Raw genomic sequence first — 25,515 nt, 5'->3', positions numbered from 1 at the left:
ATTGCGGCCGTGGCCATCATTTATTGCCGAACACGGCAGCAATCCGCTGGTTTGCAATCAGCATGGCGATTCCGGTCAGGATGCTCGCCATCGGGACGATGAGCAAACCGATCCCAAGACCGTTCGGCACTTGCGCTGCTGTCGCGGAGTCGCTGATGATTCCAACGATCAGGGGACCGAGTGCTGGGCCGAGAAGGCCGGAGCCGACCATTGCGAGGCTCGTCGCCATCGCCTCCTTGCCCTTGCCGGCCACCATATGTGCGGCGCCGAAGCACCAGGGCAGCAGAAACGCGAAGGAGAGCATGCCGGGTACGAAGAGGAGGATGGAAAGCCAGCCGACCGGCGCGAACAAAGCGGCAGACGTCGTCAAGCTTGCGATCATGAAGAGGATGGCGGGCGGCCCAAGGACCCGGCCGGTACCGGAGTGCACCGCGCGATCGAACAAGCGCCCGCCCACCAGCGTCCCGACTATCCCCATCAGGCCTTGCAGCAGCCCGAACGCCAGTCCGGCCTCGCTGGCGCTGAAGCCGTGGGTGCGGATGAGAAAGGGAACGGCAAATGCATAGAACGGAGCCGCAGCGAAACCGAGTGCGATCGACCCGATGAACAGCCAACGGAATGCCGGGGAGGAAAGCAATTGCAGGCTCGCCCGCAGGAAGGGCTCGCTATTGGCCGCCGGGCGCCTGAGCGGCGGGGTCGGTCCTATGACGATGAGCGCCAGCAGGGCGATCAGCAGCCCAAGGGCGCCGGCGCCGACGAGTGCTGTGCGCCAGCCGAGGGCGTCGCCGATCGCACCGCCTGCTCCGAAGCCCACCATGGTGCCGAGCGGAATGCCCATGGAGAAAATGCCCAGTGCCAGGCCGCGGCGCTCGGGCGCGACTTTGCGAGCAATGATCGCGTGGCTGGAGGGCGTGCCGCCGGCCTCGCCAAAGGCGACGCCGAAGCGTGTAAAAGCGAGGAACAAGAAACTCATGGCGAGCCCGCCGAGCGCCGTCATCGCGGTCCAGAGCACGATGCACAGGATCAGGACGAAGCGCGGCGAGCCTCGATCGGCAGCACGGGCGAGCGGCATCGACAAGAGCGTATAGCACACCGCAAAGGCGATGCCTGTCAGCAAGCCCACCTGCGTATCGCTCAGGTTTAGATCCTTCTTGATTGACTCGGCCAGGACGAAAGGAAGCATCCGATCGACCTGCGACGTAACGCTGACAAGAAACAGTGCGACAAGCAGCACAACGACCCGTCGCCCCTGGACATATTCATCGCCGTCGGCAGTAGACATAGTGGTCGGCACGTCTCGACTGTCTATTGACGACGCGGCAATTTCTGTCATGTTTGACGCTTCCCTGGCTGTGATTGGCATCATCAAGCTAGAGGAAGTCTTCAATGACCAAAATGCCCGATACAGCAAGAAATTTGCCTATTCCTACAGGCCGCGATATGTTGCCTATGGCAGGGCAAGTGATGCGCTGGCCTCGAACGCAGTCGGAGGTTCGCGTGTCGTCATCGCTCCTTGGCGGAGTAACCGCTTATATCGAAAGCCAGGGCGGCGGTGAGGGCCTGTTCCCGACACAGATCGACAGCGTCAACATCACCCGTTCATACGAGCAGCGGATGCCGATGCGGATGATCTACCGTCCGTCGCTGTGTGTCGTCGTCCAGGGAGCAAAGGAAATCCACTTTGGTGAGGACACGCTTCGCTACGGCGCCATGGAATGTCTGGTCGTCAGCATGGAAATGCCGGCGAGTGGTCGGGTCGTCGATGCAAGCCCGCAGCTGCCCTATATTGGCGTCACCATAGATCTGGACGTTTCGATGCTGCGCGAGGTGCTGGAGCAGTTGGAGACGCCTCCGGCTCCGCCTGCCACTCCCGGTGCATGCGTGTTCGTCGGAACGGTCGATGAACCATTGGCGGAATGCGTGCTGCGGCTGATACGGATGTCGCAAACGCCGAAGGCAATCCCGATCCTCTATCCATCTGTCATGCGCGAGATCTGCTACTGGCTTCTCACGGGCCCGCACGGCGCCGAACTATGCAGTCTCGCGGTGCCGGAATCGAATTTCATGCGGGTTGCCAAAGCCATCTATTTCCTGCGGGCCAACTTCACCCAATCCCTGCGGGTGGAGCAACTTGCCGAAGTTGCGCGCATGAGCCCGTCCTCGTTCCATCAGCACTTCAAGCAACTGACTTCGGTGACGCCGCTTCAGTTCCAGAAGCAGCTGCGCCTGCTGGAGGCGCGGCGCATCATGGTTGCGGACGCGGCGAGTGTCGAGGAGACCGCCTACAAGGTCGGTTACGAAAGTCCGTCGCAGTTCAGCCGAGAATATTCCCGAATGTTCGGCGTGGCTCCGAAGCAGGACGCGCTGAACCACCAGCGGATGTACAGCCAGTATGCCAGCCGCAAGGCCCGTTCCGCCTGAACGCGTTCTGCAGGAGGCCGCTCCGTGTCACTTCGGCTCGGAGCGGTCTTTTAGAATACGATACGAAGCCAATCACATCAGATTTTGCCGCGCAGCCTGATGAACGGTTCTGACGATCGGTTGAAAACCGAGGCTGCGAGCAAGCGAGACATCCATGTGGAGGTGCCAAGGATTTCCGAGCGGCGTCGCCGACGGTTCCATTGTGCCGCCGACCAGGGTGACGAGTTCGTAGATCGAAGTCGGGGCCTCATCGGCGATGTTGACGATACGCCCATCCATCGCCCCGGTCAGGGCGATGTTGATGGCCGTGGCGATATCGCGGTGATGTACCAGGCTCATTCTCTGGGCAGGATGCATTTTGTAATTGGCGACAAGTCGGGGCAGTTCCTGGAGATGTCCGTCATTGTCGCCATAGACGAAGCCAAACCGCTGGATGGCCCAGTTCAGCCCGCTATTGCGCAATGCGTTCTCGGCAGCCAGTTTGCTGGCGGGATAGGCCTGTTGCGGGTTCGCCGCATCGTCCTCGCGGCCAGGATGCGGGCTGTCCGCGTGATAGATATTGGACGTGCTTGCCATGATGAAACGCGCCTCGGGCGCACGCGCCTTCGCCGCCGCGATGAGATTGCACGTGCCTTCGAGATTGCTCTTCCAAATGAGATCGGTGTCGGGCGTACGGAAAACCGCTGCGAGATGGATGATCGCCGAAACGCCCTCCATTGCCGGCATGAGCGAAACGGGATCGAGGAGATCGGCTTCCACCGCTTCCACGCCGGCGGGTGCCTTCTTGCTGTTGCGCATGAGCGCGCGGCAGGTCAGCCCTGCTTCGACGAGGCGCGGAAGAAGACGGGCTCCGACGAGCCCCGTTGCGCCGGTTATCAGCACTGTCATGGATGGGTTCCTTTCTGCAGAATGGTTTCGAGCCGATCAGTCGCGCTCTGGAGAACTCGGATCGCGATCGCAATGTCGGCATCGTCGATGCCGTCGAACGCGGCTGCGCGAATGAAGGACAAATCAGGTAGCTCGCCCCATAGCTTCGTTCCGGTGGCGGTGATGCGTAGAAGCTTCTGGCGCTGATCAACCTTGTCTGGCTCCTGCTCGATCAACCCCTTGCGTACAAGCGTTGCAACGATGCCAGTCATTGTCGCGCGTTCGATCGCGAGCAACCGCACGAGATCACGCTGCATGGTCGGCCCTGCCGTTGCGAGCTGGTGGAGCACGTACCACTGCACGGAGCCGAGATCGTAAGGACGCAAGGCTGAATCCATGACCGCCCGACCGGCGAAGTAACATCGCTTGGCCCAAGCTCCAATGATGTCACGATCTGTGTCTTTCCCGATCACCGATGCATACTCCAATGTTGCTAGCTACCTAGCAAATATGCAAGGTACCAAACAAATGTCAAGGGCTGCGCCTTGCTCTGATCGCGGGCTGGAATAGGAGAGCGCATCAGCGGGCGGATTGAGGCCCACGCTCTTCACAAACTGCTGCGCGGGCGGGCAAGGCCCCTATTCAGCTGCAGGATCGGGCAGGAAATTTGCGGTTCTTGGCATTCGTCGCTCGGCAGCCGCCGTGTAATTTCCGCAGCACAATGTCCGGCAATCGTCCCGGCCGGATCCAAGGCCGCGCTGATTTGGGATTGGGCAGCCATCGAACTCAGGGCGGCACGACTCTCGACGTGACATCCACCTAACCGGCAAAAGGAACGTAGAATGTTGAAATCAGTAACCGGGCCCATGCTGGCCGCAACGCTCCTGGCGGGCGTGATAGGCCTTTCGGCTGGAGGTGCATTCGCACAGGCTTCTTCACCGGATCAGATCGTCGGCGTCTGGGAATCCGAAGACGGCAACATCAAACTCGAGATGTTTGACGCCGGAGGAAGTTATGCGGCCCGGGTCCTCTACGGAAAACTTCTGATGGAGGCTGACGACAAGACCTTCAAGAAGGACACGCTCAATCCGGACCCGAACCTCAGGAGCCGTTCCCTGGAGCGAGCCGTTCTCGTGACGAACCTCAAATGGGACGCCGCTGACGGTCGCTGGGAAGACGGAAGTTTCTACAGCGGGGCAACTGGCCAGACGCACTCCGCTCGAGCCACGCTGGTGAGCGGAAAACTCGAACTTCGCGCCTATATGGGCACCGCCATACTTGGCCGAACCATGGTGCTTCGCCGCGCGCAGTGAAGCCCCATGACGCGCCGGCGTTAGCCTGTGCGAGCAGGCGGAAGACAAGGATGATGAGATGACGAAATGGACATCCGGGGACATTCCATTGCAGCTAGGCCGCTCAGCGGTCGTCACCGGTACGGGCGGGCTAGGCTTCGAGACTGCGCTGGCATTGGCGCGAGCCGGCGCTGATGTGGTGATCGCCGGGCGCAATCCCGGCAAGGGCGCGAAAGCCGTGGACGCAATCAGGGAAACCGTCCCCGGCGCACAGGTGCGGTTCGGCAAGGTCGATCTCGCAAATCTCGCTTCGATCGCGGAATTCGCCACGCAGATCGGACGGGAGCAGGACAGTATCGACCTTTTGGTGAACAATGCAGGAGTCATGAGAACGCCAACGTGGCGCGAGACCAGTGATGGCTTCGAGTTGCAGTTGGGGACCAATTATCTTGGTCATTTCGCCCTTACCATGCATTTGCTGCCGCTCCTGAAGCGGGGGCAAAGGCCCCGCGTGGTGACTTTGGGCAGTGTGGCAGCACGATGGGGAACCATGAACTTTGAAGACCTGCAAGCCGAACGCGGTTACAAGCCGATGCAAGTCTACAGCCAGTCGAAACTGGCCTGCATCATGTTCGCCTTCGAACTGAACCGACGCAGCAAGGCTGAAGGATGGGGCATCGATAGCTTGGCGGCGCATCCCGGCATCTCGCGCACGGACCTCATTCCGAACGGTCCGGGCTGGTCGAGCCTGCCTGGATTTGCGCGGCGCTATTTATGGTTTCTCTATCAGCCCGCATGGCAGGGCGCCTTGCCAACACTCTTTGCTGCGACCGATCCGGCGGCGCAGGCCGGCCACTATTACGGACCTGACCGGCTGGCTGGAACCCGGGGCTATCCAATCGAGGAGAAGCCTCCTAGCCAGGCGCTGGACACTACCGTCGCGGCTCGCCTCTGGGAGATTTCGCTGCAACTGACCGGGTTGGGCACGGATGCGGTGCGGTCCCGGATCCGGCATGGCAGGACGGATATTTCCCCTCCTTTGGATATCGTGCCAACTGAAGTAATGTAGGAATAGGCATGTTTATTGTTGGTTTGGACATGGAGGTGGAGCGCCGGCGTTTCTATTAGGAGGGCAAAAGCGGGCGCGTCGCGACATTCGTCACTCATAGCCTCGCTAAACTTTTGGAAAGACGTGGATCTCCTAAATGACCAAGTGGACGAGCAAGAATATTCCATCGCAACAGGGTCGCACGGCTGTCGTGACCGGCACTGGGGGATTAGGCTACGAGGACGCACTTGCCCTGGTTGGGGCCGGAGCGAATGTCGTGATCGCCGGGCGCAATCCCCAGAAGGGTGCTGAAGCGGTGGCCGCGATCAGACAAACCGTACCCGACGGGCAAGTGCGGTTTGGCAAGGTGGATCTCGCCAACCTCGCGTCGATCGCCGAATTCGCCGCGCAACTGGCGCGCGAGCAGGACAGCCTCGATCTCCTGATCAACAATGCCGGCGTCATGACGCCGCCGAAGCGTCGTGAGACCAGTGACGGCTTCGAGTTGCAGTTCGGCACCAATTATCTCGGCCATTTCGCGCTCACGGCGCATCTGCTGCCGCTCCTGAAGAAAGCGCAGAACCCCCGGGTCGTGACCCTCGGCAGCATTGCAGCGCGACAAGGCGCGATCAACTTCGATGACCTGCAGGCAGAGCGCGGCTATGAGCCGGGACCGGTCTACAGCCAGTCGAAGCTTGCCTGCGTCATGTTCGCCCTGGAATTGAGCCGGCGCAGCAAGGCGTCCGGATGGGGCATCGAGAGCCTCGCCGCCCATCCGGGCGTCACCCGCACCGACCTGCTTCCGAACGGAGCGGGCCGGTGGAGCGCGGCTGGGATGGCGCGCCGCTTCCTGCCATTTCTGTTCCAGCCCGTGTGGCAGGGCGCGCTACCGACGCTCTATGCAGCGACCGACCCGGCGGCGCGCGACGGCGCCTATTATGGGCCTGACAGGTTGAGTGGGACGCGCGGCTATCCGACCGAGGAGACGCCGCCAAAGGCGGCGCTCGATTCCTCAGTGGCGGCACGCCTCTGGGACGCGTCTCTTAAATTGACGAACGTGACATTCGTGTGAGACCGGGGCCCGCGCTGCGCCCAACTCCCGCACACGTTGAGGCTGGTTAGTTTAAGGCGCAAAGTGCCGAGTTGCGACAGGCGATCTGCCCTGTATGATCGGGTTATCTTTGCAATCGTCCGGGATGAGCCCATGGATCCGCTGTCCGACGTCCTTTCGCTGCTGAAACCCCATGCCTATGTATCGTCCGGTTTCGACGCCGGCGGCGAATGGGCTGTTCAGTTCGGCGATCAGCACAAGCTCATCAAATGCTATGCTGTCATGTCGGGTGGCTGCTGGCTCACCGTCGACGGAGTCAGTGATGCAGTGCGGCTTGAGGCCGGCGATTGCTTCGTGCTGCCGACGGGTCGCCGCTTCCGTCTTGGCAGCAGCATCAATGGACCAGCGGTCGGGGCCGCTGAGATATTTCCGGTGGCGCGAAGGGGTGGTGTCGTCACGCTTAACGGCGGCGGCGGCCTGTTTCTCATTGGAAGCCGTTTCGGCGTGAAGGGCAATCACGCCGACATGCTGCTGGGACTGCTTCCGCCGATCGTCCATATTCGCCAGCAGCCCGAACAGGCAACCCTGCGTTGGTCGGTCGAACAGATGATGAAGGAACTGCGCGAACAGCAGCCGGGGAACGCTCTTGTCGTGCAGCACCTGGCCCACCTGATGCTGATGCAGGCTCTGCGTATACATCTCGACACGGATGGCGGCGAGCGCGTCGGCTGGTTCTTTTCTCTGGCGGACGGACAACTCGGCGCCGCGATCAAGGCGATCCATGCCGATCCGGCATATCAATGGACGCTGCAAGAGCTGGGCGAGATAGCCGGAATGTCGCGTTCGACATTCGCGCTCAGGTTCAGGGAGCGGGTGGGCGAGCCGCCAATGCAATATGTGGCGCGGTGGCGGATGCTGCTCGCCTCCGACAGGCTCGAAAATTCAAGTGATCCCGTCTCGGCGATAGCCGCTTCGCTCGGCTATGAATCGGAAAGCGCGTTCAGCACGGCCTTCAAACGCGTCATGGGCTGCTCGCCTCGCCAGTATGGGCGTGGGCACAAGGTAGACGCGGAGGTCAGACCAGCCATGACGAACCGGCGCGATACCGTTGCCGGCTCTGGCGCGATCACAGCCTGACTGAGGTCGCTTGTCGATTAAGCGATCAACGCAGGAATGGGCAAGTTTTTCGCGCGTTCAGGCATGGAGCTCCAGCTTACCTGACCCTATTGATATGAAAATGCCAAGCGGACCGTGTCGGGACAGATATTGAGGTCCCGCCGGTCCCGGCGCGCGGCGATACCGATATCGCCTTCAATCCAGCAACAACGGACGGCGGGGCCCAGCCCTGAACGCGTCGTGGAGTCTCACCGATGGCATGGTCCTACGGGTACTATACTGATCTGAACTATTCCTATGGTTACTACTCGGAAATGAACTCGGCAATGCTGCGCCTTGCCTGTCTCGGCCAAGCGGCTGAGCCGCAGCTGCGCGAGAAGCCGATCTATCTCGAACTTGGTTTCGGACAAGGCGTCTCAATCAACATGCATGCGGCGGGATCCGCTGGATCCTATTGGGGAACTGATTTCAACCCCACCCAGACGGTCGAGGCCCGCAGGCTCGCCGCAGCTTCCGGCGCCGACCTTCATCTGTTCGATGACTCCTTCGAAGAGCTGTCGAGCCGGAACGATCTTCCAGACTTTGATATCATCGCGCTTCACGGCATCTGGAGCTGGATTTCTGAAGCGAACCGAAAAATCATCGTGGATATTATCAGGCGGAAGCTTCGCCCGGGCGGAATTGCCTACATAAGCTACAACTGCCTGCCCGGGTGGGCCCCGGTTATTCCCATCCGGGAGCTGTTGTCCCTCTATCAGGACTATGGCGACGGCAGAATGTCGGGACCTGTGGGAATGATCGAAGGTGCGCTCAAGTTCTCCGCAGACATCGCGAAGGCCGGTTCCATCTATTTTCAGGAGAATCCTGTCGCTGGACAGCATCTCGAACATCTGATGAAGCAAGGCCGCAACTATCTGGCACATGAATTTCTGAACGCCGACTGGCATCTGGGGCATTTTTCCGACATGGTCCGCAGCCTTGAGGACGCCAAGCTCTCCTTCGTTGGATCTGCCAGTCTTTTGAGCGGCGTCGATGCGCTCAGGCTCAGCGAAACGGGCCGCAAGCTCGTCGCGCAAATCGGCCATCCGATCATGCGGGAGACGGTGCGCGACTATCTGCTGAACAGACGGTTCAGAAGCGACATCTTCATCAAGGGACCTCGGAAACTGTCGGACTCAGAACATCGCGATGCGTGGCACGCGCAGGTCTTCGTCCTGTTGAAGCCAATAGCCGATATTCCAAAGAAGATCCCGTGCGGTCGCGGGGAAGTGGAACTGCCGACCGAAAAATATGATCCTGTCATCGAGGCCTTGTCCGATGACGGATATAGGCCAAAGCGCGTCGATGAACTATTGAGGCATCCGAAACTTCAACGGCTTGAACCCAAAGACGTCGTTGAAGTGCTGACGGTTCTCACCGGTGCAGGGTTCATGGGTCCAGCACAGCAACCCTCCCAAAAGGTAATAGAGCAATGCAGGGCTTTGAACAGGCATATCCTGGAACGCGCCCTCGTCGGCATGGATCTGCATCACATGGCGTCACCGGTGACCGGCGGCGGGATCGCGATGCCGCACATGACGCAACTATTTATTCGCGCCTGGAACGAAGGGCGGGTCAGTCCCGATCTATTGGCTGATTATGTCTGGGACTTTCTGGACAGAATTGGCGAACGCTTGCTGAATGAAGGCAGCAGGATTGAATCCAAGGATGAAAACCTCAAGCAGATCGGGATCGCGGCCAGCAAATTTCTAAAGTTCGAGCTGCCGCTGCTGGAAGCCCTGCAGATCGTCGAGCCTTCCTTAAGCGGCGAAATCGCCATGCGAGGAGCGATGGACGGTGGCGCGGGAGCTCCACGAATGGTCGGAGAAGCTATGCGCCTCTCATGACGGCAAAGGCAGGGCGCGGTCTGTTACGGCAGCGGCGCAACAATGTGTAACCGGGGACCCATTCTGGCACATTTGGCTACAATTCAATCATTCGCCGGGACAACTGTGGGACAACCTTGGTTTAGGTTAGTTCCAGCCGTTTCTGATGCGTCAGACAATGAAATGCATCGAGAGCTGAGGAGCACAGTCTGCAGTAGATCACAACAGCGTTAAACATGACGGCAGGGTTCGAGAAGCCATGTCGCTATCAAAACATAATGGGCGAGAACAGCTCGCAGAATAATCTTTGACGAAGCCGCGCGTTATTAATGCAGTCGGCTAAAGATTATTCGAGCCTGTTCTTGTCGAAATGCGAAGTCGTGTTCAAATGACAACTATAAAAATCGTGTAAAAACAATTAGTTATTGCTATACCAGATTGCCATTGGATTGGCTGTTGCTGAACTGCAACGCGGTGAAAGTGAAGAGCTGTGGGTGCAAAAAATAGCTTTGACACTGTTGAATATTGCGAGCTTATTCATGGCGTAAACAGAACATCATTGGAGATTTATGATGAACATTAAGAGCTTGCTAATGGGCTCCGCTGCCGCGCTTGTCGTGGTATCGGGCGCTCGTGCCGCAGATGCAGTTATCGTTGCGGAACCGGAACCGGCGGAATATGTCCGCGTTTGCGACACCTATGGTGCTGGCTTCTTCTACATTCCAGGTTCGGAGACCTGCCTGAAGATCAGCGGTTACATGCGTTACGACGCGCGTGCCGGTGACAGTGCGTATAATGGCGAAGAGCGTGACACTTATTCCCAGCGCTCGCGTGTTTCCCTTCGTGTTGACGCACGCAACGAAACGGAACTCGGCACGTTGCGTTCCTATGTCGAGCTACGGTTCAATTTCAACAACGGCAATGACGACGAATCTGTCGAGTTGAACAACGGCTTCATCGAACTCGGTGGCTTCCGTGTCGGTGCCACTGACTCGCAGTTCATGGCATGGACTGGCTATATGGGCGACATCATAAACGATGACGTCATCCTGGCGGGTCAGTATGTGACCAATCAGATCAGCTATACCTGGGCTGGTGGCAACGGTTTCTCAGCGATGATCGGTGCAGAACAGGGCATGGAGGCTGACCAGGGTTACGGCGATGTCGACTACCGCATCGATGACTACATGCCTCACATTGTTGTCGGTGCGCGATACGAACAGGCCTGGGGCAAAGTCTCCGGTGTTGCCGGGTATGATTCGGTTTCCGAAGAATGGGCCGGCAAGGTCCGTTTGGATGTGAGCTTCACCGATACAATCTCGGCTTGGGTCATGGGCGGCTACAAGTCCAATGGCGATGAGTTTGAGAACAACTATTTCGGTGCATGGCACGGCGACTATGCCGTGTGGGGCGGTCTTGCGGCCAAACTTTCCGAGAAGGCAACTTTCAACGTGCAGGGCGCCTATGAAGAGGACGGTACATTCAATGCTGCCGCCAACGTCGCCTATGAACTGGTTCCCGGCTTCATGATCACGCCGGAAATCAGCTATACGTCTTTCGGTGGCGAACGCCAGGATCGGAACGATTTCGACGGCAACGGAGACGATGCCTTCGAGGGGATCATCCGCTTCCAAAGGAACTTCTGAGCACACGCGAAGCAGGATTCCGGGACCAAGCCCCGGAATATTGAGCCGATTCCCACATTGGGAAATGGCCCATCCTCATGCCGTAGAAGGACTGCGGCGTGAGAAAATGATGATCCGATCTCCAGTCAGGTCATTGTTCATGGAACGGTGGGCTTCGCCCGGCCCACCGTTCTTTTCGAGCCTAGCCGGGGCCTTGAAGATGGCTTGCAGGAATAGGCAAATTCATCGCGGTTTCGGGCATTCTAGCCATTGGAATCTTCCATTAGTTTGATGGGACCAGCCAACCGGCACAGCCAGCGGCGAAACTTCGTAACTCAATCCGAGAAGGGGGCATCACCAATGTCCGAACCCGATGCGCTGCCAACAATCGGCGATTCAGATGCGCAAGCAGCCAAAGGCGAGGCCTGAGCATGGACCCGCTTGGAAGCCTCATCAACTGGATAGCTGCTTATGGCATGTTCGGCCTGTTCGCGCTCGGCCTCGCGGAGCGTTTCGTGCCCGTTCTGCCATCTTACGGCGTCCTGGTCGCAATCGGCATTGCGGCCGTGGACAGCGCCTGGTCACTCCCGGATGCGATCATCTTCACGACCGCCGGAAGCTTTAGTGGAGGGCTGGCCTTTTACCTGCTTGTTCGAGCCACAGGGCGGAGCCGATCTACCCGGCTGCTGTACTGGCTTGGCAGGTTGCTCGGTTTGTCATCAGCGCGCATCGATAACACCTTGTCATCATTCCGGGCGCGTGAGCGAAGCCTGATCTTCATCTCCCAGCTCATCCCCGCCGTGCGCCTGATCGCGCCGTTGGTCGCCGGGCTTATTCCCGCGAACTTCCGGCGATTTGCTGGCGGAACAATATTGGGCATCGCTCTTTGGAATGGCCTGTTCGTCGCCGTCGGCTACTTTGCCGTGCTGGCGGTTCCGGGGATGAATGCATCGGCCCTGGCGATCAAGGTGCTTGTTCTCCTCATCACAGTGGAGGTGCTGCTTGCGCTGGGATGGCGATTTGCCGCCCGTTGCGCATGGCGCGCGGCCGAAAACCGATCATGACAAGCGACCGCCCCAGACATGTCGTGGAACTGCTTGCGCCGCGAACGGCTTCAACAGGCAGCAGTCTGCCGACCAGGTTTGGCACGGTCCGCCCTGAGTGGGTGACGGATCTTGAGCAGGAAGACGAAAAGTCGCCGTTGCGCAGGCTTGTCATCGCCGGAATAACCACGATCGGCATCGCGTTTGGCGGGTTCTTCAGCTGGGCCTACTCAGCCGAACTGGGCAGCGCCGCGATTGCAATTGGAACGGTGATCGTCGATTCGAAGCGCAAGACCATCAGCCATTTCGAGGGTGGTATTCTGGATAGCCTGCTGGTGCGCGAAGGCGATGTTGTAACAGCGGGGCAGCCGCTCCTCCGGTTGGACAATACGAGGGCCCGCTCGGACCTGCGGGCATTGCAGAGCCGCCGGGTCGGTTTGATTGCCAGACTTGCCCGCCTGCATGCGGAACAAGCCACCGCAGCCAAGATCCAGTTTCCGGAGGATTTTGGTGCTGGGGATGATGTTACCGTCCGGAACGCCATGAAGGCAGAGCAGATATTCTTCGAAAAGCGCTCTTTTCAGAAGATAAGCCGTATCGACGTGCAGCGGAAAACCATCGAGCAACATACCGAGCAGGCGAAAGCGTCAGAGGCGCAAATAGCTGCAGCCGATCGGCAGATCGCCCTGATCACAGAACAGCGCGCCGCTGTCGCCGGTCTGGTCGATAAAGGGTTCGCAGAGAAATCCAGGCTCACCGAGATCGATGCAAGATTGAGCGAACTGGCCGGAAACCGCGGTGAATATGCCGGCGACAAGGCAGTAGCAGAACAGGCGAAAGCCGGTGCGGAGTTTGCTCTTCATGGCATTGAAAGCGACTTGCAGTCCGAAATTGCCGGCGAGATCACGACGAACCAGATCGAGCTTGCCGATACGGAAGAGCGGATTGTTGCGGCCAAGGATGTCTTGCGCCGGGTTGAGATAGCATCGCCGCAAGCAGGTATCGTTGACAATATCCGGTTGCGTACACCTGGCGGCGTTGTTGCGGCTGGAGAAGCAATTCTCGATATTGTGCCTGAGAACGAGCCGATGATCGTCGAGATGATGATCAGTCCGCGCGATATTGATGGCGTGGCGGTCGATTCGGCTGTTCAGGTCAGATTGACTGCATTCAATCAGCGTTCCCTCTCACCGCTCGACGGCAAAGTCACCTATGTTGCCGCCGACCAGCTCATCAATGAGAGAAACGATACGGCTTATTTCGTCGCACGCGCCGAAATCTCCGCCCGATCATTGGCCGCCAATCCATCCATCAGGCTCTACCCCGGCATGCCGGCCGAAATTCTCATCGTCCATAAACCGCGCCGCGCCATCGACTATCTTGCCGGCCCGATTACCGACACGTTCAATCGGGCGTTCAGAGAAGACTAGCGACATGAAAGTCAATCTGTTCCGGGGGGTTCCAGCATTCGTGCACAACAGCTACGCCGGGCACAATAGCTACGATTGTGCAGATATGTCGCTGTTGCCGAGCGCGTTGCCGCTCAGGAACGGCAGGCTTGTCGTTGGAGTTCCCGTCAATGCCAGCATCGCATTCGCCACCGCCGGTGCGATGGGCGGTACGCCGGGTTCGCCCATGCCGGTCGGCCGGTTGGCGGATTTGATGATATGCGTTTCCACCGCCGGCATCTCGTTCATCCGCAAAATCGGATAACGATCGAAATTGGTTTCCTGGACGATGCCGTCCTTGAGGGTTACCGCGCCATAGAGAGCGGCCGTGAGACCAAAGGCGATCCCTCCCTCCATCTGCGCCGCGATCTGGTCGTTTGCGATGGAGATGCCGCAATCGACAACGGCAACGACGCGGCGGACGATAGGCCGGCCATCGACCAACCGAACCTCGGCGACCTGGCCGACGATGGTGCCGAACGCTTCGTGAATGGCGAGCCCGCGCGCCCAGCCGGGCTCGATCGGACTGTCCCAACCCGCCTTGAGGCAAAGCTCTTCAAGCACCGCCAGCCGTCGCTTATCCCCCGCCTTCTCGTAGAGTACACGCCGGTACGCTGCCGGGTCGAGACCGGCCCGCCGGGCAAGTTGATCGACGATATGCTCCATCACCAGGGCGGTATGGGAATGACCGACCGAGCGCCACAGGCCGACCACTACCGGGAAATCCGGGGTAAAGATCTTCCCATCGACGGTTGTGGCGGTCGAGAAGTACGGCGAGTTGGTAATACCTTCGGTCGCCAGATTGTTCGGCCCAATGGGAAACAGCGCCTGACAAACGCTATGGACGCGCCAACGCGTGGGGAAGCCGTCAACTCCGATTTCAACCCAGGCACGATGATGCGACATTGGCCGGAAATAACCCGACATCATCTCATCCTCACGGCTCCACATCAGCTTGACCGGGCGCCCGGCAGTCCGCTTTGCGATCCGTACACATTCGACGAGATAGTCGGAGCTCATGTTGCTGCGGCGACCAAACGATCCGCCGGCCGGCACAATCTCGATGTCGACCTTTCCGGGGATGGTCCGTGCCGCGAGCGCGCCCAGAACCTGATCGATCGTCGCAGCATGGGCTCCCGACGTAATCGCGACGTCCCAGCCATTCACCTGGGCGACACAGTCGAGCGTCTCCATGGGCGCATGCGCGAGATAGGGAAAGTCGAAGACGAACTCCGCGACGTCGCCGCCATTGAACGCGATCTCTGGATTCTCGCCCTTGGAAAAGAACGTACTCGGTTCCACATCGCCGCGTCCTGCCGCCAGGTCGTGATAGTGGTCGACAAGCTCTTCGGTTGAACGTTTTTCGGCTTCGCCATCGTCCCATTCGATGCGAAGTGCATCGCGCCCCCGCCAGGCGGCATAGGTCGTTTCGGCAACCACCGCAACGCCGGTCTCGATCGCGAAAACGTCAACAACCCCCTTCACCTTCCGCGCGTCGGCCGCGTCGAATCGCGACAGCTTGCCGCCGAAGCGTGGGCTATGCGCGACCATCGCAACGAGCATGTCCGGGCGTTGGATGTCCTGCGTGTAAACCTGGAGACCGGTGCTTTTCGGAAGGCTGTCCTTGCGCCGCACCTTGTCGGTACCGATCAGGCGATAGTCCCCTGGCTGTTTGAGCACCGGCGATTCCGGCGGCGTCTGGCGCGATGCGTCGGCAAGGAGTGCGGCGAAGGTGGCCGTGCGGCTCGACGCCGGGTGTGACACGATACCGTCGCGCACGTCGATCGAGCCACTCGGAACGCCCCAGCGAAGCGCGGCCGCGCCCACGAACATGGCACGTGCCGCGGCACCGGCATTGCGCATCAGATCCCAATTGGATGCAATACCGTTAGATGCACCTGTGACCTGTGGGCCATAGGCACGAAAATTGCTGCGTGAATCGATGACGCGTATCTTGTCCCAATCCGCGTCGAGCTCCTCTGCGACCAGTGCAGCCAGCCCGGCATGGATACCCTGGCCCAATTCCTGCTGCCTGCTGACGATCGTTACCCAACCGTCCTCGGTTATGCGAATGAATGGACCGAAGGCACTTGGCTCCGGGTCGCTGCCGCCGCCCTGCAGGATGGCGCCCAGCGCCTGCATCGGATTGGTGGCAGCATAGCCGACGATCAGCGCACCGCCGACCAGCGATCCGCCCAGGATCAAGCGGCGGCGAGACATCCGGAAACGCTGGTTCCCGGCGGGGGTATCGGTCATGGACATTCTCCTATCGGGCGCAATCGGCTCACTGAGGGCACGCTGCGCCGGTTTCAAGCCAGGCTTTGATCAGCTCTCCGAACTGCTCCTGAGTGCCGGGTGCGGGTTTGCGGTCTGCGCCGGGGTGCCAGGCCCAGCCGACCAGTCCGTCCTCCGTCACGTGATGAAGCAGTTGTTCGCGCGTCATGTGCGACCGTGCCGGATCGAGAAGCTGCCGGCAGATATCGCCAAGGCTTTTGCCTTGCCAGGCCATTTCGATAGGCGCGAGCGTCCAAACTGGATTGCCGGGCACGCCGGATGGCTCGAAATTCGTGTCCCCGTGGCAGGTCGAACAGCGCAGCGTCGGTTCGCCACCCCCATCCGGGCCCCGTGATACCCACGGCATATGCGGACGCAGCGTATCCGTCTGCGTTGGCCGATCGGTTGCCGCATGGCAGTTCATGCAGCGAGGGTGCTGGACAACGCGCCCGGCTTCCTCGAATAGCGCGACAGAACGTTCACCCTGATCGGCGATCACAGCGAAGTCGGCGGCCAGGCGCAGGCGTTCGATCTCGACCGGGTGCAGTCTGGTTTCGATAGGCTGCGTCAGCGGCATGGTTCTGGGATACAGCGCATAAGCAAGACCGCCCGCACCCGCCACCACGATCAGACCAAATATGGACAAGAGGCCAACTTTAAGTCGGCGACGCCAGGTCCGGAATGCGGATGCACGCCGGCTCATGTGGCGGTTCCCAATTTCAGTGCTGCGTCATGGATCGCGGCACGAATCCGGTTATAGGTGGCGCAGCGACAGATGTTGCCGCTCATCGCCAGATCGATATCGCGGTCCGTGGGCTTTGGGATGGTCCGAAGCAACGCGATCGCGCTCATGATCTGCCCGGATTGACAGAAGCCGCATTGCGGGACGTCGTGCGCAACCCAGGCCTCCTGGATCGCCCCGGCCTCGGCGCCATCTACGGCCTCGATCGTAGTGATCCTTGCGGACGAGGCCGCCTCTAGCGACAGCGTGCAAGAGCGCGCCGGAACACCGTCGACGTGCACGGTGCATGCACCGCACTGCGCCATCCCACAGCCATATTTGGTGCCGGTCAGCTTCAGCGTGTCGCGCAGCACCCAGAGAAGCGGCGTATCTCCGTCATCGTCGACGCGGTAATCTTGGCCATTGACGGAAAGCGTGTAAGGCATGAGCAACTCTCAGGATTTCAGCGATTGCCCGAGAGTAATCTCTTCTCCTCCAGACGAACACGCGCGATCCTTCAGAAAAGCTGCCCATTCCTACGAGTACGCGCATGGTCCGTTCGTGGCCTGAAGGGTCAAGTGCCCAGCGCCGCCTTCACTCGTTCCTGAGTGAACGGATAGTGACGAAGCCGCACGCCCCCGGTGAGCCGCGCCACGGCGTTGGCGATGGCCGGGCCGGTGGGAGGAAGGCCTGCCTGACCAATGCCGCCAAAAGGGCTCCCGGGCGTCGGCACCACGGCTACCTCTATTTCGGGCGCCTCGGACATGCGGATTACCCGGTACGTGTCGAAATTCTGCTCTTGCACCACACCGCCGACGACGTTGATCTGCTCAAACAGCGCATGGCCGGTGCCGTTAGTGATGCCGGTGATCATCATTGCCTCGATATGGACGGGTTGGATCGCGACACCAGGATCGATCGCGCACCAGACTTTATGCACCCGGATTGCCCCGGTGTCGCGATCGAGCGAAACCTCGGCAACCTGCGCGCAATGCGAGCCGAAGGCATCGGAGTAAGCCAAGCCGAGCCCCCGGCCGTCACGCGCCCGGTCCCACTCAGCCATCCGGGCCACAGTCTCTACCACCTTGCGTGCGCGGGGCTGGTCCTTGAGCAGTTCCAGCCGTAATGCGACGGGATCGACCCCTCGGGCGGCAGCAATCTCGTCAATGACGCATTCGATCGCGAATCTCGTGTAGCCGACGCCCACCGCGAACCAGAATCCGATTGCGAGACCCTTGTCCTGCCTTAGATATTCGATCTGATGTGCTGGCACGGCGTAGTTGAACTTTGCGCCCTCGGTTACGACATCGTCGTGGCCCCCTGCCTGCGCGAAGACAGGCGGCAACGTACGTGCAAAGATCGAGTCCGCTACGATGCGATGACGCCAGCCGACGATATTCCCCTCCGCATCGAGCCCCACCCGGACATGCTGTGCTTCGAGTGGCCGGAACGTGTCGTGCTGGAGGTCGTCCTCGCGGCTCCAGATCATCTTGACGGGGCGGCCCTCCACGGCTTTCGCCAGCGACACGGCGTCGACGATGAAATCGGCCTCCGCCTTGCGACCAAATCCACCGCCGAGCAGCGTTGTATGCACCTTGACCTTGTCGGGCGTGGTGCCGACCACCTCAGCCGCGAAGCCCTGTGTGCCCGTCGGACCCTGGGTAGGCGCCCAGATTTCCACCGTATCGCCGTTGACGAGTGCGGTGGCATTCATCGGCTCCATGGTCGCATGGGCAACATGGTCGCTCATATAATCGACCTCGATCACGGTCGCGGCACCGGTGATCGCTGCCTCTGCGTCACCATTGGTGTGCGCAGGAACTCCTTGCATCCGGAGGTCGCGGCCGATAGCGCGGTATTCGTCGATCAGGCCTTGACTGTTGTAGTCGCGGACCCGTGACGTCTGGCTCCAGGTAACCCTGAGGAGGTCTTTCGCGCGCTTCGTCGCCTCCACCGTTTCGCCGATGATGCCGACGCCGTAAGACAGAGGCACGATATGGGTGATGCCCGCCACGTCCCGCGCTTCGGCATCGTCGATTGTTTCGGGCCGCTCGCCTTGCACCGGCGCACGCAGTACTGCTCCGTAGAGCATGTTCGGAAGCTGGACGTCGATACCGAAGACTGCTGTCCCATTGGTCTTCGAGGGCACATCGATGCGCTGGATTGCTCTGCTTCCAATATAGCGCCACCTGTCGCTTGGCTTCAGGTCGGCCTCCGTCGCCTGCGGCAGCGGATCAGGGAGTACCGCCCTGGCGGCGATCTCGCCGTAGTCCAATGAGCGGCCCGAGGACGGATGCACAACCCTGTGCGGCTCGGTCTCGAGTTCCCCTACCGGCACGTTCAGGATGCCGGCCGCGCCGGCCAGCAGGATCAACCGCGTCTGGGCGCCGGTCAAGCGAAGCAGTGCATTGTAGCCGCGCGTCGACTCGCTGCCGCCGGTGAGCTGAATTCCGTAGAATCCGGGGTTGCCATAGGTCTCGGCGTCGGAAGGCGCCTGGACGATCCGTACGCGGTTCCAATCGGCATCCAGTTCTTCGGCAACAAGCAGCGGGAGCGTCGTTGTAATACCCTGACCCATCTCGACGGCCGGCGAGACGATGCTGACCGTGCCATCCGCCGCGATCGTGATCCAGGCGTTGGGACGGAAGTTGCCTTCGGCGGCGGCGACCATGGCCGCACCGTAGGCGAGATCGGGCAGTCCTCCGAACGCCACTGCGATACCGACGCCACCGACCGTCATCAGGAAGCTGCGCCGCGAAAGTATGCGGGATTGGGGATTCAATATCCGATTCATGGCTCAGCCCTCCCGCGCGGCGCGTTCAATGGCGCTGATGATGCGCACATAGGTCCCGCAACGGCAGATATTGCCGTCCATATGAGCGATAATCTGTTCGCGCGTGGGGTCGGGATTGTGCTCGAGGAGTGCTGCCGCCTGCATGATCTGTCCGGACTGGCAGTAGCCGCATTGCGGCACCTGCTCGACAATCCAGGCCCTTTGCAGCGGATGGCTGGCGTTCGGGGACAGGCCCTCGATGGTGGTCACCTGCCGCCCCGCCACGTCCTCCAGGAAAGTCTGGCAGGAACGCGCCGGCTCTCCGTCAATATGGACAGTGCAGGCGCCGCATTGCGCAACTCCGCAGCCGAACTTGGTACCGGTGAGCTTCAGATGCTCGCGGATTATCCAAAGCAGCGGCGTATCCGGTTCGGCGGTGACATCGACCGCGTTCCCGTTGATCGTGAAGGCTGTCATCTATGTTCTCCTCAATCTGGTGATTGACTTTCGAGGTAATCGATAATGGCGGCTCGTTGCGCCGCATCGGGGATGCTGACGGTCATCCGTGTGCCGCGTATCATTTGGCGCGGCGCGGTAAGGAAGGTGTCGAGCGACTGGCGGTCCCAGACGATGCCTGAAGACTGCATCGCGCCGGAATAATTTGCACCTTCGACACTGCCGGCGGTCCGGCCGACGATGCCGAGAAGCTGGGGACCCATTTTGCGCTGCCCCGGTTCCATGCTGTGGCAGGTGGCACAACGTTGCTGGAACAGGCGCTGTCCATCCGCCTCCTGCGCAGCGCCGGAAACCGGATAAAATAGTCCGGCAAAAGGCACGAGGATCGCAAGCAGCGCCGGTGCTGTGATGCGGCCGGCCGCATTCGCCGCTGTGGCATGGATCATGTTGCTAATCACTGTGTCGCCTCCAAATTCAAGCGACACGATAATTATGCCCGCTGAAACGATCTATGCTTGGAAATCCGTCATATCTTTTCGATCGTCCGAGTTTGGACCCGAAACGCCCAGTAATCTGGTCGTCACCAATCGTTACATCTTCGGCACAACCAGGGGACATCACGATGGCAATATGCGGCCAGTGAAGCGACTTGGAGAAGGCAGATGCAGATCGGACTTTGGGAACTCCGCGAGCTCAAAAAAGCACTCACCAGTTTCTGTGAAGACAATGGACTTGAGCTGGGCGACGAGGCCGCGCTCAGGGCAGCGCACCAACTGCTCCAACTGGCCCAACAGCAATCGCTAAGCGCCGATCGGTTGCTTCGCCAACTGCGCACCCAGAACGCGGGTCCAACTGTGGAAGTCCGGTCGCAACAACCCGCGGAGCGCCGAAAAGAGGCTGGCCAGGTTCTCCGGCCATAGCTCGATTACACATTGATACACTTTTGGCGATCTGCGGCACACCCGCGCGACAACTCCCCGCTACGTTCCGTTGATCGCCATGGCGCAACGGTTGCGTGGTGTGCCTCCTGGAACAACTTTTTCACATGGTGTCTAGAATGATCCGACGTTACCGACGCGTCCTGCTCCAAATGAGTCTCGTCCTAAGCTGCGCCCTTGCCTTGCCCGGGTCCAGCATCGAGGCAGCCGCCCAGCAGCCGGCCGAAGATCCGGAAGTAAGCGTTCAGACACTGCAGCAAAGGAACGTGACGCTCACGCGCGAATTGCCAGGAAGGACAAGCGCCCATCTTGTCTCCGAGGTCCGACCCCGGGTGACGGGTACCATCCTGCGGCGCGTTTTCAGAGAGGGCAGTCTCGTCGAGGCCGGCGACGTGCTCTACGAACTCGATCCGACGCCCTTCGAGGCCAATTATCGAAACGCGCAAGCGGCCCTTCAGCGGGCAGAGAGCGCGGTTCCAAGCGCTCGCGCGCGGTTCGATCGCTACCAGAGTCTGAGCACCACCAATGTGGTCAGCCAGCAGGAGCTTGATGAGGCGCGAACCCAGTTGCTGCAGTTTGAGGCGGACGTTGCAGCGGCAACAGCAGCGGTGGAGACGGCTCGGATCGAGCTCGCCTACACAAAGATCGTGGCGCCGATCAGTGGACGCGTCGATGGTTCGACCGTCACGCAAGGCGCCTTGGTCACCCAGAACCAGGCGCAGCCCCTGACGACAATTCGCCAGCACGATATCATCAATGTCGATCTAGTGCGGTCGAGCGCCAGCCTCCTGGCGCTGAAGGCGCTCACATCCAACAACGCCAGGTCAGCCGAAGAATTTGTAACAGTCGAGCTCAAGCTCGAGGATGGTTCGCGCTACCCCATTCCGGGCAAGCTGCAGTTCATTGGATCTTCCGTCTCGCAATCGACAGGGATGGTCTCGTTGCGCGCCGAGTTTCCCAATCCCGACGGCATCCTGATGCCGGGGATGTATGTGCGTGCGCTGATCGAAGAAGGCTCTGTCGAGAACAGTTTCCTCGTGCCGCAGCGCGCCGTTTCCCGCAATCCCCGCGGTCAGGCAACGGCAAGGTTCGTCAATGGCGAGATGAAGATCGAGGAGCGAATTCTGACTGTCGATCGCACCATCGGCAATAGCTGGCTCGTCACTGCCGGCGTGGCCGAAGGCGACCGCGTCATTGTCGAGGGATTTCAGCGAGCGGGAGTGGGGCGGCAGGTCCGCACAAAGGATGTGATCGTTGAAGATCAGACGGGGGAATTGAGAGATGTGCAGCAAGCTTCTGCACCGCCGCGCGAGGCCCAGGACGTCGCGAGATCGCCTGCTCCGTCGCTTCAATAGGATTCTACATTCATGTCCCGCTTCTTCATCGAACGACCGATCTTTGCCTTCGTCCTCGCCATAGCGATCATGATGGCTGGCGCTTTGTCGATCCCGACGCTGTCGATATCCCAATACCCTCAAATCGCACCGCCCGCTGTCCGGATTACAGCAAATTATCCTGGAGCTGATGCGAAAACGGTCGAGGATTCGGTTACCAAGGTAATCGAGCAAGGCATGACCGGGATCGACAATGTCGATTACATCTCATCGAACTCCGCAGCCACCGGGGAAGCTTCGATCACGCTCACATTCACCAATGACGCCGATCCCGACGTGGCGCAAATGCAGGTCCAGAACAACCTTCAGCTCGTCGAGGCGCGGTTGCCGCAAGCCGTGCTGGACAGCGGTTTGACGGTCTCGAAATCGACGGCGAGCTTTTTCCTGATTGCCGCTTTCGCATCTTCCGACGGCAGTCTCAACGGGAACGATATTGCCGACTTCATCGATACGTCGCTAATGGACACGTTGAGAAGGGTGCCGGGCGTTGGCGAGGCGCGGCTTCTGGGCTCCGACCGTTACGCCATGCGTATCTGGCTCGATCCCGACAAACTGGCGCAGCACGGTCTGATGGCCAGCGATGTGACGCAGGCGGTGCGAGCGCAAAATACCCAGGTCTCCGCCGGACAGCTTGGTGCCCTGCCACAACGACGTGGCCAGCAACTCAATGCGACGGTCACGGCAGGGAGCCGCCTGCAAACGGTAGAACAGTTCGAGGAGATCATATTGGATAGCGCCGCAGATGGCTCCGTTATCCGCCTGAACGATGTTGCAAAGGTTGAGCTCGGTGCCGAGAGCTACAACAATTCGAGCACATATAGCGGCACGCCGGCTGCCGGGATTGGTTTCAGACTGACAGCCGGGGCCAATGCGTTGGAGACGGCCGAGGGCATACGCGCCGAGATCGAGCGGCAACGCGTCAATTTTCCATCGAGTGTGGACGTCCATTATCCGTTCGACACATCGCCTTTCGTCCGATTGTCGATCGAAGGTGTGGTGGTGACCCTCATCGAGGCCGTCGTCCTCGTCTTTCTGGTCATGTATCTGTTCCTGCAGAACATCCGGGCAACGATCATTCCAACATTGGCCATTCCGGTCGTATTGCTCGGAACGTTCGCTGTCCTGGGGCTGTTCGGCTATTCCATCAATACGCTCACAATGTTCGGCATGGTGCTCGCTATCGGCCTCCTGGTGGATGATGCCATCGTCGTTGTCGAGAATGTCGAGCGGGTAATGGAGGAAGAGGATCTCGGCCCGCGTGAAGCGACGATCAAGTCGATGGGCGAGATCAGCAGCGCTTTGATCGGCATAACGACGGTTCTGGCTGCGGTGTTCATCCCGATGGCGTTTTTCTCGGGTTCCGTCGGCATCATCTACCGGCAATTCTCAGTTACGATTGTTACGGCGATGGTCCTGTCGGTTCTTGTGGCGCTGGTTCTCACGCCAGCTCTTTGCGTATCGCTCCTCAGGAAACCGAAACATGGGGGCGCCAAGGCCGCACCATTCCGATGGTTCAATGCCGGCTTTGCCAGCTTCACTGGCATGTACCAGCGAACGACCCAGGCCCTTCTTCGCCGCATGGCGATTGGTGTCATCCTGTTTATCGCAATTGCAGCTGGAGTTGGCGCTCTGTTCACCAGCCTGCCTTCTGCGTTTCTACCTGAAGAGGACCAAGGGCGCCTCGTCACGGCGGTTCAGCTGCCGCCCGGTGCGACGGCCGATCGAACGCGGAGGGTCCTCGATCAAGTGATCGAGCACTACATGACCAACGAGGCTGATTACGTCGAGGGAATTTTCGGATCGGTTGGCTTCAGTTTCGGCGGGCAAGGGCAGAACGTTGCGACCGTGTTCGTGGCTCTCAAGGACTTCGAGCAAAGACGAACACCGGAGTCCACGGCGGCGGCGATTGCACAACGAGCCATGGCCGCTTTCAGGAGTATATCAGATGGCCGCGTGGTCGCGCTTGCTCCCCCGGCGATCCCCGGCTTCGGAAACAATAGCGGCTTCGATTTCTTTCTCCGCGACACGGGCAATGCCGGGCACGAGGCCCTCATGGCTGCACGGAACCAGCTCCTGGGCACTGCCACGCAGAATGAGAGATTGACCGGCACGCGTCCGAACGGACAGGACGATACGCCGCAATTTTTCGTATCCATAGATCGTGACCGCGCAAGTGCCTTGGGCATCGAGCTGTCGGATATCGACTCGACGCTGTCTACCGCGTGGGGCGGCACATACGTCAATGATTTCCTGGACCGTGGCCGCGTGAAGCGCGTATATGTGCAGTCCGGCGCGGAATTTCGCATGCAGCCCGAGGATTTCGAGCGCTGGCATATCCGAAATAATGCAGGTGAGATGGTCCCGCTTTCGTCGTTCTCGACCGGGGATTGGAGCTTCGGGTCGCCGAGGCTGGAGCGCTATAATGGTGTCTCTGCCGTGCAATTGCAGGGTTCACCCGCGGCGGGAGTGAGTTCTGGACAATCGATGGAAGAGGTCGACCGCATGGTCGACGATCTGCCGGAGGGTTTTTCACACCAATGGACCGGATTGTCGGCAGAGGAACGGCTTGCAGGGAACCAGGCGCTCCAGCTCTACATCATCTCGGTGATTGTCGTTTTCCTGGCACTGGCGGCACTTTACGAAAGCTGGACGATACCTTTCTCCGTCATGCTTTCGGTTCCAGTGGGCATTTTGGGAGCCTTGGCCGCGGCAAGCTATTTTGGCCAGTTGAACGACGTCTACTTCAAGGTGGGCTTGCTTACGACGATCGGGCTTACGGCCAAGAACGCGATCCTTATCGTTGAATTTGCGACGGTGGAGGAGTCGAAGGGCAAGACACTCATCGAAGCGACGATAGAGGCGGCGCGTCAACGCCTGCGACCCATTCTCATGACCTCATTCGCCTTCATCCTCGGCGTCTTGCCACTGGCGACCGCGTCGGGTGCAGGCGCTGGCAGCCAGAATTCGATTGGCATCGGCGTGATGGGCGGGATGATTTCCGCTACGCTTCTCGGCATATTCATGATCCCGGCGGTGTATGTTGCAACACGGGCGTTGACCAGCATCGGATCATCGAGGTCACCCCGCTCTCGGCCGCTGGCCGATGCGCCGGCGGAGTAGCAGCCAGCTTCGCATCGCGCCGCGTGCGGCAGCTATGCGGAACCGACTCCAAGGACAAAGGCT

The 25,515-nt window shown here is 60.0% G+C and carries 21 protein-coding genes; 12 read left to right on the top strand and 9 right to left on the bottom strand.

What is annotated here, in order from left to right:
• Nucleotides 1-16: 16 nt before the first annotated feature.
• Complete coding sequence (locus M8997_RS17610; RefSeq protein WP_371929605.1) at nt 17-1,333, bottom strand: MFS transporter; 1,317 nt, start codon at nt 1,331-1,333, stop codon at nt 17-19.
• A gap of 164 nt (nt 1,334-1,497) precedes the next feature.
• On the opposite strand from M8997_RS17610, the gene M8997_RS17605 reads away from it, so the two are divergent.
• The gene (locus tag M8997_RS17605) at nt 1,498-2,421 is read left to right on the top strand and encodes an AraC family transcriptional regulator (RefSeq protein ID WP_250016034.1); all 924 of its coding nucleotides are present in this window, start codon (nt 1,498-1,500) and stop codon (nt 2,419-2,421) included.
• 72 nt (nt 2,422-2,493) lie between these two features.
• On the opposite strand, the gene M8997_RS17600 is transcribed toward M8997_RS17605, so the two are convergent.
• The gene (locus M8997_RS17600; protein ID WP_250015540.1) at nt 2,494-3,309 is read right to left on the bottom strand and encodes an NAD(P)-dependent oxidoreductase; all 816 of its coding nucleotides are present in this window, start codon (nt 3,307-3,309) and stop codon (nt 2,494-2,496) included.
• Nucleotides 3,306-3,761, bottom strand: a complete 456-nt coding sequence (locus M8997_RS17595; RefSeq protein ID WP_250015538.1) for a MarR family transcriptional regulator — start codon at nt 3,759-3,761, stop codon at nt 3,306-3,308. Before M8997_RS17595 ends, M8997_RS17600 begins: the two co-directional genes overlap by 4 nt.
• Before the next feature lie 369 nt (nt 3,762-4,130).
• Between M8997_RS17595 and M8997_RS17590 the strand changes: the two genes are divergently transcribed.
• The 8 genes from M8997_RS17590 (at nt 4,131) to M8997_RS17555 (ending at nt 13,758) form a co-directional block, all read left to right on the top strand.
• Nucleotides 4,131-4,601, top strand: a complete 471-nt coding sequence (locus M8997_RS17590; RefSeq protein WP_250015536.1) for a DUF2147 domain-containing protein — start codon at nt 4,131-4,133, stop codon at nt 4,599-4,601.
• Between the two features lie 58 nt (nt 4,602-4,659).
• Entirely contained in the window at nt 4,660-5,649 is a 990-nt protein-coding gene (locus M8997_RS17585) for an SDR family oxidoreductase (RefSeq protein WP_250015534.1), read from the top strand.
• 136 nt (nt 5,650-5,785) lie between these two features.
• Nucleotides 5,786-6,700, top strand: a complete 915-nt coding sequence (locus M8997_RS17580; RefSeq protein ID WP_250015532.1) for an SDR family oxidoreductase — start codon at nt 5,786-5,788, stop codon at nt 6,698-6,700.
• A 132-nt stretch (nt 6,701-6,832) separates the two neighbouring features.
• Nucleotides 6,833-7,816: an AraC family transcriptional regulator gene (locus tag M8997_RS17575; RefSeq protein ID WP_250015530.1), complete on the top strand. Its 984-nt coding sequence runs from the start codon at nt 6,833-6,835 to the stop codon at nt 7,814-7,816.
• 233 nt (nt 7,817-8,049) lie between these two features.
• On the top strand, nt 8,050-9,681 hold the full coding sequence (locus M8997_RS17570; RefSeq protein ID WP_250015528.1) for a class I SAM-dependent methyltransferase: 1,632 nt from the start codon (nt 8,050-8,052) through the stop codon (nt 9,679-9,681).
• A 551-nt stretch (nt 9,682-10,232) separates the two neighbouring features.
• Nucleotides 10,233-11,306: a porin gene (locus M8997_RS17565; RefSeq protein ID WP_250015526.1), complete on the top strand. Its 1,074-nt coding sequence runs from the start codon at nt 10,233-10,235 to the stop codon at nt 11,304-11,306.
• Between the two features lie 410 nt (nt 11,307-11,716).
• A complete protein-coding gene (locus tag M8997_RS17560) occupies nt 11,717-12,349 on the top strand; it encodes a DedA family protein (protein WP_250015524.1) in 633 nt (210 codons plus the stop codon).
• Nucleotides 12,346-13,758, top strand: a complete 1,413-nt coding sequence (locus M8997_RS17555) for an HlyD family type I secretion periplasmic adaptor subunit (RefSeq protein WP_250015521.1) — start codon at nt 12,346-12,348, stop codon at nt 13,756-13,758. Before M8997_RS17560 ends, M8997_RS17555 begins: the two co-directional genes overlap by 4 nt.
• Nucleotides 13,759-13,827: 69 nt before the next feature.
• Here the strand turns inward: M8997_RS17555 and M8997_RS17550 are convergent, their stop codons facing one another.
• From M8997_RS17550 to M8997_RS17525, 6 genes are all read right to left on the bottom strand, one after another.
• Nucleotides 13,828-16,089, bottom strand: a complete 2,262-nt coding sequence (locus tag M8997_RS17550) for a molybdopterin cofactor-binding domain-containing protein (RefSeq protein WP_250015519.1) — start codon at nt 16,087-16,089, stop codon at nt 13,828-13,830.
• A complete protein-coding gene (locus M8997_RS17545) occupies nt 16,061-16,753 on the bottom strand; it encodes an Isoquinoline 1-oxidoreductase subunit (RefSeq protein WP_250015516.1) in 693 nt (230 codons plus the stop codon). Before M8997_RS17545 ends, M8997_RS17550 begins: the two co-directional genes overlap by 29 nt.
• A complete protein-coding gene (locus M8997_RS17540) occupies nt 16,750-17,217 on the bottom strand; it encodes a (2Fe-2S)-binding protein (protein WP_250015514.1) in 468 nt (155 codons plus the stop codon). Before M8997_RS17540 ends, M8997_RS17545 begins: the two co-directional genes overlap by 4 nt.
• 128 nt (nt 17,218-17,345) lie before the next feature.
• Nucleotides 17,346-19,565: a xanthine dehydrogenase family protein molybdopterin-binding subunit gene (locus M8997_RS17535; RefSeq protein ID WP_250015512.1), complete on the bottom strand. Its 2,220-nt coding sequence runs from the start codon at nt 19,563-19,565 to the stop codon at nt 17,346-17,348.
• Nucleotides 19,566-19,568: 3 nt separating this feature from the next.
• Nucleotides 19,569-20,021, bottom strand: a complete 453-nt coding sequence (locus M8997_RS17530) for a (2Fe-2S)-binding protein (protein WP_250015510.1) — start codon at nt 20,019-20,021, stop codon at nt 19,569-19,571.
• An 11-nt stretch (nt 20,022-20,032) separates the two neighbouring features.
• Nucleotides 20,033-20,458 carry a c-type cytochrome gene (locus M8997_RS17525; RefSeq protein WP_250015508.1) on the bottom strand — a complete coding sequence of 142 codons (426 nt, stop codon included), beginning with the start codon at nt 20,456-20,458 and terminating at the stop codon, nt 20,033-20,035.
• Nucleotides 20,459-20,662: 204 nt separating this feature from the next.
• On the opposite strand from M8997_RS17525, the gene M8997_RS17520 reads away from it, so the two are divergent.
• The 3 genes from M8997_RS17520 to M8997_RS17510 all read left to right on the top strand — a co-directional run bounded on the left by M8997_RS17520 (nt 20,663) and on the right by M8997_RS17510 (nt 25,452).
• Complete coding sequence (locus M8997_RS17520) at nt 20,663-20,920, top strand: hypothetical protein (RefSeq protein ID WP_250015506.1); 258 nt, start codon at nt 20,663-20,665, stop codon at nt 20,918-20,920.
• A 125-nt stretch (nt 20,921-21,045) separates the two neighbouring features.
• Nucleotides 21,046-22,293, top strand: a complete 1,248-nt coding sequence (locus M8997_RS17515) for an efflux RND transporter periplasmic adaptor subunit (protein WP_371929597.1) — start codon at nt 21,046-21,048, stop codon at nt 22,291-22,293.
• A 12-nt stretch (nt 22,294-22,305) separates the two neighbouring features.
• The gene (locus M8997_RS17510) at nt 22,306-25,452 is read left to right on the top strand and encodes an efflux RND transporter permease subunit (protein ID WP_250015503.1); all 3,147 of its coding nucleotides are present in this window, start codon (nt 22,306-22,308) and stop codon (nt 25,450-25,452) included.
• Nucleotides 25,453-25,515 lie beyond the last annotated feature (63 nt).

The organism is Phyllobacterium sp. 21LDTY02-6 (genome assembly GCF_023554255.2).
GTDB lineage: Bacteria > Pseudomonadota > Alphaproteobacteria > Rhizobiales > Rhizobiaceae > Phyllobacterium.
The sequence above is the reverse complement of the archived record's forward strand: the minus strand, read 5'-3'. Positions and strand labels throughout refer to the sequence as shown.